The organism is Synechococcus sp. PCC 7336, from assembly GCF_000332275.1.
Classification (GTDB): domain Bacteria; phylum Cyanobacteriota; class Cyanobacteriia; order Thermostichales; family PCC-7336; genus PCC-7336.
This window is the reverse complement of sequence record NZ_CM001776.1, coordinates 3,065,067-3,078,444: the sequence shown is the minus strand read 5'-3', so window position 1 is coordinate 3,078,444 and position 13,378 is coordinate 3,065,067. Positions and strand designations below refer to the sequence as shown.

The following is a 13,378-nucleotide window of genomic DNA, read 5'->3' as shown; positions in this document are numbered from 1 at the left end:
CCTATACTGTTATGTGGGGCACAGTCTGCTCAACTTTATCGACCCCAGTGGCAATCAGGCAGAGTCGCCACTTCAATTTAATTTGAGCGTGGAGAGCGGCTCTACTGTGAATTCCGGAAACTATGGCCGGAAAAATTCCGGAAATTATGGCCGCTTTTTAACATCGTCTAACCTCCTTGCAAAAGTCAAGCATTACACCTCCCCCTCAAGCCAACGACTGAGTCGTCTGGGTCGGCTCAGGGTGAGCAGTCTGGTCGAGATCGAGCTTGCGACCGCGCAAGCGATAAGAGGAGCCGGACAACTTGATGTACTCCCCCTGATGCAGGGTGCGATCGATGATGGCCCGAGCCAACTCGGGGTCGTGCAAGACCCGCCCCCACTGACGTAGAGGCTTGTTGGTGGTAAACAGAATCGGCTTTCCCTTGTGGTAGCGCCGATCCACTACCTGGAAGAGAATATCGGCCGCCCCTGGCCCATAGCCGAGATAGCCCATCTCATCAATCACGAGCACATGAGGGTTGACGTAGCTTTTAAGAGTCTCGTTGAGGTCGCTGGCAATGCGCAGCTCGTTAATCAGAGCGGCTGCCGTGGTAAAGCGAGCCACAAAGCCGTTCTGGCTCGCTTTATAGGCCATCGAAATACACAGATGTGTCTTTCCAGTGCCGGGAGGCCCCTCCAAGATGAGGCTGCGGTTGTCGCTGACTAACTCGGGCCCCAGAAAGCGCCCGAGCATTTGACGTTTGAGCTCGCTGCGGAACGTGAAGTCAAACGTCTCAATCGTGGCCTGGAAGGGGAACTTAGCCCGCGCCACCTGCTGAGCAATGCGGGCTTCGCTGCGCTGAGCCACCTCCTCGGAGAGCAAGCGCTCTAAGAAAGTGGGATAAGACCATCCCTCTTGCTCGGCCAACGGCACCAGCTCGGGCAACAGCCGTTCGAGGCGGGTGAGCTTCAAGCGTTTGAGCAACAGCGGCAATGTAGTGGTAGCGTCAGTCATTTTGTCCCCCCAGAGGCTTGAGCGATGGGCAGCAGGTCTGCTGGAGCGGCAGTCTGAGCGATCTCGACGAGGTACTCGCTACCGAAGCAGCGCTCCTCGCTGGCCAAGGCGATCGCTGCCAACAGTTCCGCCTGACCCAGTTGACGGTAGAGTTGGTAGATTTTGTCGATATCAGCTTCCCAAGCGTTGGGTCGTCGGTGGACTAGCTCCGTGAGATAGGGCTCCACCAAGGGGTCCAAATCCAGCAATAGCTGTCGCTGCGCGTAAGGCTTCCCCCGTCGAAAGCCAAACAGTTGCTCGGCATGCTCCCCCAGAACGCTGGAGCGACCATTTTCCGGAAAGCGAGGATGAGTCGCCAGTAAGCGCTCGCCCAAGTACACCTGCACCCTCTGCTGCTGCAGATGCAGGGTGACTGATTGCCCGATCGCTTGTGCAGGCACGGAGTACTCCAAGCCCCGGTAATGGACCCGAGCCGTTGGTCGCACCACTGCCGTGACTTTAAAGGCATAGGTTTCAGCCTTGTGGGCACAGGGCCTCAGAGACTCTCTTAGCAAGCGCTGGGCGGGAATCTCTTGGGTGGCATCGCAGACCCGCTCGTGGTTGACATAGTCCAGCCAGCCACTCAGTTGCTCGGCTACATCCGCCCAGTCACGCAACTTTCGTCCGCAGAAGAAATTGCCTTTGACGAAGCCCACCAGATTTTCCACCGAGCCTTTCTGTTGCGGGCGATAGGGCCAGCAGGCCACCGGGATAAACCCACAGTCCATCACCAACTGGCTAAACCGTTGTGTCCAGATGACTTCCACCTCCCCCTCCGCTTGTTTGATGCGGCCATTGACGGCGGCACTGAGGTTGTCAAACACGCACTTGAGCGGCACGCCACCAAAGCGCTCGAAGGCTCCCAGCAAGCAGCGCACCACCGTTTCCTGCTGCTCGTTGTCCGCCAGTTGCACGTCAATGGTGCGAGAGTATTTCAGGCGAGAGGCAAAAAATCGGATGACATGGCGGCTGCCATCCTCAAAGGTGACTCGACGCTGTCCGAAGTCGTGTTGAGAAAACTCTCCCGGCAGTCCTTCGAATCGCACGATGGGGGTGGGTGGCTCACTGGGGCGCAGACGCCGTACCGCATCGTACACGGCGCTTTTGCCGCCGCTGTAGCCTTTGGCCTTCAAGCGGGTGTACACTTCAATGCTCTTGAGAGGGCCGTCTTCGGGGTATCTGGGTTCCTTCAACCACTCTCTAATCAAGTTTTCGTAAGGCTCCATTCGGCTGGGACGGCCCACCTTTCTCGATTTCCGGAAATTCTTCTCCTCAGTATCGCTGACGGCTGGTTCTTGCTCGATGCGGCGAATCGTTCGCTCGCTGATTCCGGTCAAGTCACGGGTCGCTTTCTGAGTCGCCCCCGTTTGTCTGAGTTTTTGTGCCATGTATCGCTCCAGTCGGGTGAACATCTTGCCCTGTCTTGGGTTGAGCTTTTTTCCATTTTGGAATTAGCTCGCTCCACTACAGCTCATTCGACCGGCCATAATTTCCGGAATTTTTCCGGCCATAGTTTCCGGAATTCACATCCCTGATTGAGCTAGGCGCTCGGGTGAAGTTCGTCAGTGCTACCACTCTGGTGCAGCAGTTGCAGCAGGCTAAGCTTGAGCTTTCACTGCCGACTCAGCTGCTGGCTCTCGATAAGTTCGAGTTGCTGGTGCTTGACGATATTGGTTACGTCAAACGCTCGGAGGCCGAAACGTCGGTACTCTTCGAGCTGATCTCCCATCGCTACGAACGGCGCAGTTTGGCCATCACTTCCAATCATCCCTTCAGTGCTTGGGATTCTATTTTTGCCGACACCACCATGACGGTTGCGGCGGTCGATCGCCTCGTGCATCACGCCACCATTATCGAGATTCAAACTGAAAGTTTCCGGCGACAGAAGGCCGTTGAGACTCACTCTCTTGGCGAGCGCAACCCGGCAGGATAGTTGACGCCACTGCTTTCACCGATCGCTGTTTGGATAGCGCGACAAACATCGCGATTCCCACTGAGAGTTCCCAGCCATAGTAGGCCGTCGAGACTCGCATTCTTAGCGAGCGCAACCCGGCAGGATGCTTGACGCCACTGCTTTCACCGATCGCTGTTTGAATAGCGCGACAAACACTGCGATTCCAACTGAGAGTTCCCAGCCACAGTAGGCCATCGAGGTTTGCATTTTTGGCGATCGCAACTCGACAGGATGGCTGACGCCACTGCTCTCACCGAGCACTTCTTGGCTGATGCGACCATCATCCGCTTACTGCGCGTTACAGTAACCGGTCAGAATGATTGACGCCGACCGGCCAGGATGGTTGACATTTAATAAATTGCAGCTATTTAGTATAAATCGTACTTGACAAAAAGGCGTAGATAACAGGTAAACAATGGCAGGGTAAGTGCTCTTAGATATAAATTAATAACGGTATTAGTGGGCATTTTTATGAGCATAAGATAGGCAAAAATAGACTCTATTACTCATAGAATCTGTGTGAACTAAAAATAATACCACCCATCACCTCACGGACGTAGATTCGGATAGTATCGACGATTATTTCCCGCCGATTGCCAGTAAATCGATGAGGAAATCATGACTAAGCGCGGCGCGAAAGCGTTTTGTCTTGATACTTTCTTTGGACGGATGGCGTTTGATTAAGTTGACACATAATCGTCGTAGCAAGGCCATATTCTCCGGCCCATGCCCCATGCGGATCCGGCTTCGATCTTCCTTGAAGGTCACATCCAAGACCCAATGCAAACTATTCTCTATACTCCAATGGAACCGAATCGAATGAGCATGCAAGGCGGCATCGGCCTCCAAACTGCTAATGTAATAGGACAATTGGTCCGTCTCCTCATTCCAGAGAGTCTGTTTGCGTCGCACCATCACAATCGTCTTTAACCCCTTCCATTTCTTACCCTTCGCCAGATGCGGGACTTGACTAATCGGGACTGCCCACACCTGACGGTATTCAATTCGATAATGGCCTGCGTTATTGCCGTCATCATAACTGTAGTCAATTCCCTCCCACTGACTCTCGAGCGCCTGCTTGAAGAATGTTTCGACTCCCTTAGACAGGTTCCCTTGGTTACCTTTAAGCGCCAGGATATAGTTGCCCCCCGCTTCGATAATTTGCTTGGCAATGGCGGTTTGGGTCCCCATGGCATCAATGGTGATAATCGTTCCCTTAATGTCCAATAGCTTCAAGAGTTTAGGGAGCGCGGTAATCTCATTGGATTTGTCCTCCACCCGCTGTTGAGCCAAGACCAGATGATGCTCAGAGGCCCAGGCACTCACCGTATGCAAGGCTTTGAGACCACTCTCTCGGTCGTAGGAACCACGAGAGGTCTTGCCATCGAGGTGAATCAACTTAATCTCCAGCTTAGATGTCAGATGCTCTATCCAGCGCAAGAAAAAACGATGAAATTGTGTCGGCTCAATCAGGGCAAACACCCTAGAGAAGGTATCGTGTGAGGGGATGCCGTGAGGCAACTCTAAAAAGGTCGCTAGCCACTCATGTTCCTCTTGTCCGTAGGTGGCGACCGCCACCATATCGTCAGCTCCAGCCAAGGTTGCCAAGATGCCAATGGCGACGATATCTACCAGCAGATGGTTCGGTTTTCGCTTCTTTCGGGGGTCATCTAAGCTCTTGATTTCCTCGAGAATAGTGGATTTGAATGACTTGCTCTGAGTCGAACAGACAGATGGAGGGGATGGTGCAAACCCTTTAGACATAGCAATTCAGCCTGGATGAGATGACATCATCCATTCGAACTCATACTAAAACTATTGTGTCAAGTACATTTGATACGGAATAGCTGCAATCCCCCTGAGTCTCTGACTCGATCCAATAGTTTTTTGGGAGAGGGTGGCATAGGCAACAGCCCGATCCAGTCCGGCTAATTAGCTTTTCCGGCATATTAGGCGGACAAAACGCCACTTTCAGACCAGAAATTCACTGAAAGTTTCCGTCTCAACACCCATCTAAGGGATATTATGCAGATAATTTGTCGCGCTAATCACTTAAATCGGGATATTATACGGAATATTTCTCTCTAATCACCTTCCTCAAAAGTATTATGTGGAATAAGTCCGTCTATTAAATAGTTAGCTGGCAAAGAACCAGATATCCTTTTTGCAATCTTTGGTTAAGACATACTCAATTAATGTGGTCGTATCTCAATCAAGTTAGAGATTCAGCAGACTGGCAGTCATCGGTATTTGGGGAGGTATTGTAGGAGCAGCTACAGGTTTGCAGCAGTATAATGTAGCTTATGGTCGGGCCGATCGAGTTTGTAGTCGCTTAGTTAAGCCGAAACGGAGTACATTAGGTGCTTACTCAAATCGAATTAAGAAATTTCAAGAGCTATAGATCGGGCACTTTGCAACTTGGACGGTTGACAGTCCTCATTGGAGCTAATGCTTCAGGAAAAAGTAATGTGATTGAAGCCCTACGCTTACTGGCAAGAATTGCTGAGGGAGAACGACTTAGCTTTTTAGGTGAAACTTATAGGCAAGATGAGACGATTTTTAGGGGGGGAGTAGAGAATCTTGGCTATCAAGGCTCCAAAACTTTTGGAATTTCTTGCGTAACAACAGAGCAAGAGTGGAAAGATTTCTCAATTGATTTAAGTCTTGGAAAAGATAAAGATCTTCACGTCACCAAAGAAAAAATTATCAGTCCCACTTCAATAGTTCCTCTATACGAGATTACTAGTGAACCTCAAGGAGCTGGAAGCGATGTATTCGTTACCTATAATAATTTCGCCAGAGGTGGGAAAAAACCCAGCATAGTATGCAGTAGCCATATGGCAATTTTCACACAACTTTTGAGTGATATTCGTTTCCGTCCAGAGAACACCAAAAGTCGAAAAATAATTCCTAAGGTGGTTGAACAATATGTTCGATGGTTAAGTAGTATTGTATTTCTCGAGCCAGAACCCAGTTTAATGCGCTCTTATAGTCATAAAGCCGATAAAATACTCAAAGAACATGGCGAGAACCTTTCAGGAGTAATCTATGACTTGTGTCTTAAACCGGATGTCAAAAGGTCGGTTTTGAATTTCGTTCAAAGTTTGCCTGAGCAAGATATTGAAGATATCGACTTCATAGAAACACCTCGTGATGAGGTTATGCTAAAGCTAACTGAAACGTTTGGGGGTACATCTACTACCTACGATGCTTCCATACTTTCAGATGGAACTTTACGCGTGCTCTCTGTTGCGGCAGCAATGCTTTCTGCACCCGAGCAAAGTTTAGTTGTTATTGAAGAAATTGATAACGGTGTACACCCCAGCAGAGCAGCTGATTTGTTAGAGCGAATTTCTAGTATTGCAAAGAGTCGTGACCTACGGGTTTTAATTAGTAGCCATAATCCCGCACTTCTTGATGCCTTGCCTAATGAAGCCGTTCCTGAAACTGTTTTTTGTTATCGAAGTCCGCAAGATGGCTCAAGTCAGTTAATTAGATTGCAGGATATTCCTGACTACCCCGAGCTTATTGCTCAGGGTTCTGTCGGGCACCTCATGACCCGTGGACTATTAGAACGTTTTGTTAAACAGCATCCTGGAACAGAACAGAAAAAAAAGAAGGCAATGGAGTGGCTGGCTTCTCTCGCTACGGTAGGAGAATCGGGGGAATGAAAGCAGTCGCAATTGTTGATACATCTATATTTTGTGAAATTTTACAGATTCCTGGTATGAGTAGTAAGCATAATGAAGTAGTTGAAAAATTGACAACGTTAATTGAGGAAGATACAAATCTTCTCCTACCTATGGCTGCTGTATATGAAACCGGTAATCATATTGCCCACTTGGCGGATGGTGGCTACCGACGCAAATTTGCTCGGTTATTTACTGAGCAAGTACAAAAAGCCATGAGAGGCGAAGCCCCTTGGCAAATCATGCAACTACCTAGTGTAGAAGAAGTCGAGGAATGGCTAAGTGATTTTCCTGATGAAGCCATGCGTAAGGTAAGTATGGGAGATTTATCCATAAAGAAAGAGTGGGAAAAAATGAGAATAAAAACGCCTAATTATCGTGTTTTCATATGGTCTTTAGATAGCGATCTTCAAGGATACGATCGTACTCCTTGATTCTAACAATCAAGCTTGGGCTAACAGCGTTGGCTTGTACACAGGAAATCTGTGTTTCCTTCAAGAATATTTCATTGAGTCTAGCCTATCGTAAAAAGCTAACAATTCAAATGCAGCGGACGGTTGAGAGTCACTACTGGTAAAAAAGATATAGCGATCCCTAAATCAATTGTAAATACAGATCCTTGTCAGCACTGGGTTTCAAATCCCTCAGCGTTTACGGACTGATTTATGACTGCTATAGTTGCCGCCGCTGATTTGGGGCGTTAAGCTTCTGATGACCTTTAATTTTGTGGGTGAAATTGGGGGTTGCTAGCTTGCGATCGCCAAGATAACTGTGTCTATGTCTATCGAAAGTCGGCCATCAATCCTAGCCATTCATCGCAGTGCCGCTTGCTCTTGACAATCTATATAGCTCCACAAGTCGCTCCTGCATACCGCTCGGCAACGACTCCATCAGTATTACGACCGCAGCGACGGCTGTGGACCACATCGCAGACTCCTGAAAGGCTTCAATCAACTCTGCGACTGAATCGCGGTGACGTCGCAGCCTCCAGCGTTTGAAGCCTCTCTTCCCGGCCATCGACGTATATCTATATACAAGACTTTTCGTTCAATTAATAATATAGTCGTGGGAACACTTATAATGCATTGATCGGGCTTCCCTCGATCGTCAATTTTGCAACTTGCAGTTCAGTTTCTCGACCGTCCACGCCACCTACAAGCATATGAGCAACAGTTCGAAGCGGATTTTGGTCACAGGCGGTGCCGGATTTATTGGCTCTCACCTGATCGATCGCCTGATGGCAGAGGGCCACGAGGTGATTTGTCTCGACAACTTCTTTACAGGCCGCAAACACAATCTGGTCCACTGGCTCGACAACCACAATTTCGAGCTAGTGCGCCACGACATCACCGAGCCCATTCGCCTAGAAGTCGATCGCATTTACCACCTCGCCTGCCCTGCCTCCCCCGTTCACTACCAGTACAATCCCGTCAAAACCATCAAGACCAATGTCATGGGGACGCTCAATATGCTGGGCTTGGCCAAGCGGGTTAAAGCCCGCTTTTTATTGGCCTCCACCTCCGAAGTCTACGGCGATCCCGAAGTGCATCCCCAGCCCGAAACCTATCGGGGCAATGTCAACACCATTGGCATTCGCAGTTGCTATGACGAAGGCAAGCGAGTCGCAGAAACCTTAGCATTCGACTATCACCGTCAAAATAACGTCGATATTCGGGTGGCCCGCATCTTCAATACCTACGGCCCTCGCATGCTGGAAAATGACGGTCGCGTGGTTAGCAACTTCGCCGTGCAGGCACTGCGCGGCATCCCCCTCACCGTCTATGGCGATGGTTCCCAAACCCGCAGTTTCTGCTTTGTCTCCGACTTGGTAGACGGCCTGATGAAACTGATGGAAGGAGATTGTTTGGGGCCGGTCAATTTGGGCAATCCAGACGAATACACCATTCTGGAGCTCGCTCAGAAAATTCAGGCAATGGTCAATCCCGAAGCTGCGATTCAATTTAAGCCCTTGCCCCAAGACGATCCTCGCCGCCGCCAGCCCGATATCAGTTTGGCCAAAGCTCGCTTGGGCTGGTCCCCGACCGTGCCGCTAGCTGAAGGGTTAAAGCGAACTGTCGAGGATTTTCAGCAGCGCATTGAAGGAGTTAGTCCGCTCGTAGCTGCTTCTTAAAGAACATTGAGCTCAGTTGCGATCGCTCTCAATCTGAGGCGATCGCTTCACCGCTAAATTGCTCGAACAATATCGACTGCATGAATCACTAATATAAACTCACAAATTTAGGAGAGGAGCATTACACATGCGAGTTTGCGTCATTGGAACGGGATATGTCGGCTTAGTGACGGGGGTGTGTCTGGCCCACATCGGTCACGATGTCATCTGCGTAGACAATAACGAAGCCAAAGTCAAACTCATGCAATCGGGTCAGTCCCCCATTCACGAACCGGGCCTGACAGAGCTGATCGAAACAACGCTGGCGGACGGACGGATTCAGTTCACCACCGATTTAGAGGCTGGAGTCAACCACGGCGAAATTCTGTTTATCGCAGTCGGCACCCCAGCCTTGCCCACGGGAGAAAGCGATACCCGTTACGTCGAGGCTGTGGCTCGCGGCATTGGCTCCCATCTCAATGGCGATTTCAAAGTGATTGTCAACAAATCTACCGTGCCGATTGGCTCCGGCGATTGGGTGCGCATGATCGTGTTGGAGGGCATGGCCGAAAGCCAAAAATCACTCGTGGGGGTGACGGCAGGCGGCATTCCCGATGCTCTGCCCGCCCCTCAATTTGAAGTGGTGAGCAACCCCGAATTTTTGCGGGAGGGATCGGCAGTTTACGATACCCTCAATCCCGATCGGATTGTCTTGGGGGGCAATAGCGAGAAGGCGATCGAGCTGATGCAAGAGCTCTATGCCCCGATCGTCGATCGCAGCTATGCCGAAGATAAGTCTCTACCGCCCGTGCCGGTTGCAATTACCGATCTCAGTTCTGCCGAGATGGTGAAGTACGCCTCCAATGCCTATCTCGCCACGAAAATTAGCTTTATCAACGAGATTGCCAATATTTGCGATCGCGTCGGTGCCGATGTCGTAGAAGTGGCGAAAGGGATTGGCCTAGACTCCCGCATTGGCAGTAAGTTCTTGCAAGCGGGTTTGGGCTGGGGAGGTTCTTGCTTCCCGAAAGACGTGTCAGCTCTCGTACATACAGCGGCAGACTATGGGTATGAAGCCGAGTTACTGAAATCCACAGTCAGTGTCAATCGCAAGCAGCGCCACCTCGCGATCGAGAAACTGCAACAGCAGCTCAAAATTTTGAAGGGTAAAACCATTGGCTTGCTGGGACTCACATTCAAACCCAACACCGATGACATGCGAGATGCGCCATCCCTCGATGCGATCGCCCAACTCAACCACCTGGGGGCCAAAGTTAAAGCCTTCGACCCGCTGCTATCTCAATCTGGCAGTAGTCAAGGGTTAGCCGGCGTGGTGGTGGAAACGGACTTAGAGCGATTGGCCGATGGTTGCGATGCACTCGTGCTAGTGACCGATTGGCAGGATTTCCTCGATGCCGATTACGCCAAGCTGGGGGAACTGATGGCTCAGAAGGTGATGGTTGACGGTCGCAATGTCTTGAACAAAGCCCAATTAGAAGCGGCGGGCTTTACCTATCTCGGGTTTGGCCACTAAGGGCGATCGCGCGGTGTCGCAGTCATCTGTCGAAATTCAAGGACAATGGTCGAACATGCGCCTGCCTGCTGAATTGCTGACAGTGCTGCAACGCCACTGGGGATACGATCGCCTGCGATCGCCCCAGGCAGAAGTCATCCACTCGCTCTTAGAGGGGAGAGATGCACTCGTCATCTTGCCCACAGGGTTTGGCAAATCCCTCTGCTTTCAACTGCCAGCCATTCTCCAAACGGGCACGACATTGGTTATCTCCCCGCTTGTTGCCTTGATGGAAGACCAAGTCGGGCAACTGCGCCAGCGGCGGTTGTCGGCAGCAGCCCTGCATAGCCAATTACCTCCACAGGAACGGCGACAGGTACTGCGACAGTTGGATGCAGGACAATTGCGCCTGCTGTACCTCTCTCCCGAAACTCTGCTCAGTCCGCCGATGTGGTCGAGGTTGCAGCAGGGGCAGATCGCGATCGCCGGGGCCATTATCGATGAAGCCCACACCGTAGCAGCTTGGGGGACATCGTTTCGACCCGACTTTATGCGCCTGGGGGCCGTTCGTCGCGGACTCTCGCGCTCGTTTCCCCTCGCAGCCTTTACCGCCACTGCCGATCGCGACACCCAGCAGCTCTTGCGGCGAGTGTTGCACCTAAGGGATCCGCTCGTAGTGCGAGCTAGTCCGGAGCGCACCAATATTCGCCTGCAGGTGCGCTATGCTTGGACCCCGGCAGGACGCTTGCAACAACTGGCCAAATTTATTCAGCAACAGCAGGGAACAGCAGGATTGGTGTACGCTCGCACGCGGGCTACCTGTGGCGAGCTGGTGCAAAAACTGGCGAAACGAGGCTTGTTTGCAGCGGCTTATCACGGCGGACTGGGCACTGAGGAACGTCGTCGCTTAGAACGGGAATGGTTGAATGGCGATCGCCCATTTTTAGTCTGCACAAATGCGTTTGGGATGGGCATCGACCGACCGGCAGTCCGCTGGATCGCCCACTTTCAGCCGCCACCCACAATCGCCGATTACGTTCAGGAAGTGGGTCGAGCCGGACGGGATGGAAAACCTGCCACGGCCTTGATGCTGGCATCGGAGCCGACGGGATTGCTCGATGGGGGCGATCGCCAACTACAACAGTACTTTCGCCAGCAAGGCACAACCCTAGAACGTCAGGCTGAGAGGCTACGCACCCGTTTGCCCGAGCGGGGTCAATACGAAGCAGCGATCTCCAAACACGGTCCGGCAGCCAAGCTAGCGCTGGCTCAACTCCACCGCTCGGGGCACTTGGAATGGGACGATCCATTCTCCTTTCGGCTGCAGTCACCCCCAGCTCGCCAATCCCATCCCACTAGAGTTGCATTGAGCGGAGCGGTAGAACAGTTGGCGACCACCCGTCACTGTCGCTGGCAGGTGGTGTCTAAAGCGCTAGGCTATTGCGGCGATCGCCCCTGTGGCACCTGCGACAACTGCACCCGCTAAATCCGCAGAACTGATGTCAGCCAGACTAGTCGAGATAACCCATCAGCTCTTCAGGACTGTCGATCTCGTTGCTGGCAATGGGACAACCGCAGAAAAAACTCGTGGACTGTTGTTGCTCCAGAGCCTGCCCGTCTGCCGTCTGAGGGGTTGCGATCGCGCTTTCTGTCGTCATCTCGGGTTTCCAGCAAATTTCTAAGTGTTGAAGTCACCTCAATGCTTCAATTATATTTCTTAGACTAAGTTTGCATTATGTAACAATCTAATGGGCAGGATAAGCAGAAGCAATTATCTGAGAGAGCCCTGCCTGTACAGTTGCTCGCACGAGGGGCCGCGATAGGCTTGTGAGTTAAATGACAGCCTCGTTCAATATGACGCCAATAAACCTCAAGGTGGCTTATTTGGCGAAACCTTCGGCTTCATCTTGGCCGACCAGTTCTCTCGCCTGCGGGATGGCGATCGCTTTTTCTACCTGAACGGCGACCAATACACGGGTGCTTTCGGCGATCTGCTCGCCTTCTACGCCCAAAACACCACGCTATCGAATGTGCTTCTGCGCAACACCGGCATCACCAGCATTCAGTCGAATGCCTTCTTGACGGCTGAAGCTTGAGGAGTGCCCGAACCCATCACGATTGTCGGCACTCTCTTTGCCTTGAGTGGTGGAGCGGTTTTGCGCCGCCGCCAAAACCGCTCTGGTTAAGGCAACGTTGCCCGCAAGTGCGGGCGATCGCAGAAACTTTATAAATCGAGCATTCCGAGGATCCTTTAAGGATCGGTTTTTGAGTGCTTCAAGATTGGGCCGCGAGATCTAACGAGAGCTCCATTCTCTCTAATGTCTCGCGGTTGTTTTTTTACGGCTGTCTTGGGATAAGTACAGGTTTTTGTTCTCGGCAAGACAATTCGGCACTCGCGATCTCGATTTAATTTTATAAATGTATTCGAGTTTGCTCCTGGATAACCACCGACGAAAAAATCTACTTCAACCTGTATAAATAGTTGTTGGCACTGAGCCTTGCCATCCAGCCCAATCACTACCCTTCCCCACCCACAATCCCTGACTGGCTTGGCTTTGGCGGGGGAGGCGATCTCACTCAATTACAGCAACGATTGAGAAGATCGCAAAATAATCAACCGATCTCAAAATATCTAGACTCCAAAGATTACAGACAGAAGATAGACTTTCCAAAAATACAATCTAAAAATTTAATCCAATTAAAGCCTCAAAAAACTAGAAAGAATTAATCTCTATCAGAAAATCCTAAAAGGACTAAAAACTCAATTTAACAGCTCGGAGAATAAACAACAAATTCTTTGCCAGATCGGCAAAAATGTACGATACGTAAGTATTAGGTGCATTACCAAATCGAGTTCCTTTTAAGAAAACGTAAATATAGTCTTATCCAATTCTTAAGATATGATGACGTAACCTCTGAAATGCAGAGCCAACAAGGATTGTACTGTGGCTAAGACTTCCGATCTATAGCGATGTAGTAACTCCATAGCCGTAAAGATATGCAATGTCAAGGAGGTTATTAGCAGGTTATGAATAGCCTCAGATGCCCTGACAGTGACTTTGTGTAGAATCTGAAGACA

11 protein-coding genes and 2 pseudogenes are annotated in these 13,378 nt (G+C 50.8%); 8 read left to right on the top strand and 5 right to left on the bottom strand.

The genetic code is table 11. From position 1 onward, the window contains the following. Positions 1-205: 205 nt before the first annotated feature. Positions 206-994, bottom strand: a complete 789-nt coding sequence (gene istB / locus SYN7336_RS14840) for an IS21-like element helper ATPase IstB (protein ID WP_017326741.1) — start codon at positions 992-994, stop codon at positions 206-208. Further along, positions 991-2,421, bottom strand: a complete 1,431-nt coding sequence (gene istA / locus SYN7336_RS14835; RefSeq protein ID WP_017326740.1) for an IS21 family transposase — start codon at positions 2,419-2,421, stop codon at positions 991-993. Before istA ends, istB begins: the two co-directional genes overlap by 4 nt. 140 nt (positions 2,422-2,561) lie before the next feature. On the opposite strand from istA, the pseudogene SYN7336_RS26075 reads away from it, so the two are divergent. Then, positions 2,562-2,966, top strand: a pseudogene (locus tag SYN7336_RS26075) (ATP-binding protein); the annotation flags it as partial. A 102-nt stretch (positions 2,967-3,068) separates the two neighbouring features. On the opposite strand, the gene SYN7336_RS30960 reads toward SYN7336_RS26075, so the two are convergent. Both SYN7336_RS30960 and SYN7336_RS14815 read right to left on the bottom strand, forming a co-directional pair. Further along, positions 3,069-3,248, bottom strand: coding sequence for a hypothetical protein (locus SYN7336_RS30960; RefSeq protein WP_156820165.1), 180 nt, complete (start codon positions 3,246-3,248; stop codon positions 3,069-3,071). A gap of 318 nt (positions 3,249-3,566) precedes the next feature. Next, positions 3,567-4,751: an ISAs1 family transposase gene (locus SYN7336_RS14815; RefSeq protein WP_017326736.1), complete on the bottom strand. Its 1,185-nt coding sequence runs from the start codon at positions 4,749-4,751 to the stop codon at positions 3,567-3,569. 596 nt (positions 4,752-5,347) lie between these two features. Here SYN7336_RS14815 and SYN7336_RS14810 point away from each other — a divergent pair. The 5 genes from SYN7336_RS14810 to SYN7336_RS14785 all read left to right on the top strand — a co-directional run bounded on the left by SYN7336_RS14810 (position 5,348) and on the right by SYN7336_RS14785 (position 11,785). Continuing rightward, positions 5,348-6,658, top strand: coding sequence for an AAA family ATPase (locus SYN7336_RS14810; RefSeq protein ID WP_026101032.1), 1,311 nt, complete (start codon positions 5,348-5,350; stop codon positions 6,656-6,658). Continuing rightward, entirely contained in the window at positions 6,655-7,110 is a 456-nt protein-coding gene (locus SYN7336_RS14805; protein ID WP_017326734.1) for a hypothetical protein, read from the top strand. Before SYN7336_RS14810 ends, SYN7336_RS14805 begins: the two co-directional genes overlap by 4 nt. Before the next feature lie 728 nt (positions 7,111-7,838). After that, positions 7,839-8,807: a UDP-glucuronic acid decarboxylase family protein gene (locus SYN7336_RS14795; protein WP_026101031.1), complete on the top strand. Its 969-nt coding sequence runs from the start codon at positions 7,839-7,841 to the stop codon at positions 8,805-8,807. A gap of 127 nt (positions 8,808-8,934) precedes the next feature. After that, positions 8,935-10,320, top strand: coding sequence for a UDP-glucose/GDP-mannose dehydrogenase family protein (locus tag SYN7336_RS14790; RefSeq protein WP_017326731.1), 1,386 nt, complete (start codon positions 8,935-8,937; stop codon positions 10,318-10,320). Positions 10,321-10,375: 55 nt separating this feature from the next. Beyond that, positions 10,376-11,785 carry a RecQ family ATP-dependent DNA helicase gene (locus tag SYN7336_RS14785; RefSeq protein ID WP_026101030.1) on the top strand — a complete coding sequence of 470 codons (1,410 nt, stop codon included), beginning with the start codon at positions 10,376-10,378 and terminating at the stop codon, positions 11,783-11,785. Between the two features lie 25 nt (positions 11,786-11,810). On the opposite strand, the gene SYN7336_RS30955 is transcribed toward SYN7336_RS14785, so the two are convergent. After that, positions 11,811-11,957 (bottom strand): hypothetical protein, encoded by a 147-nt coding sequence (locus tag SYN7336_RS30955; RefSeq protein ID WP_017326729.1) that lies wholly within the window; start codon positions 11,955-11,957, stop codon positions 11,811-11,813. Positions 11,958-12,176: 219 nt separating this feature from the next. Between SYN7336_RS30955 and SYN7336_RS14775 the strand changes: the two are divergent. Together SYN7336_RS14775 and SYN7336_RS33030 are read left to right on the top strand one after the other, a co-directional pair. Then, positions 12,177-12,395: pseudogene (locus SYN7336_RS14775) on the top strand (peroxidase family protein); the annotation flags it as partial. A 3-nt stretch (positions 12,396-12,398) separates the two neighbouring features. Then, positions 12,399-12,485: a PEP-CTERM sorting domain-containing protein gene (locus SYN7336_RS33030; RefSeq protein WP_071590788.1), complete on the top strand. Its 87-nt coding sequence runs from the start codon at positions 12,399-12,401 to the stop codon at positions 12,483-12,485. Positions 12,486-13,378 lie beyond the last annotated feature (893 nt).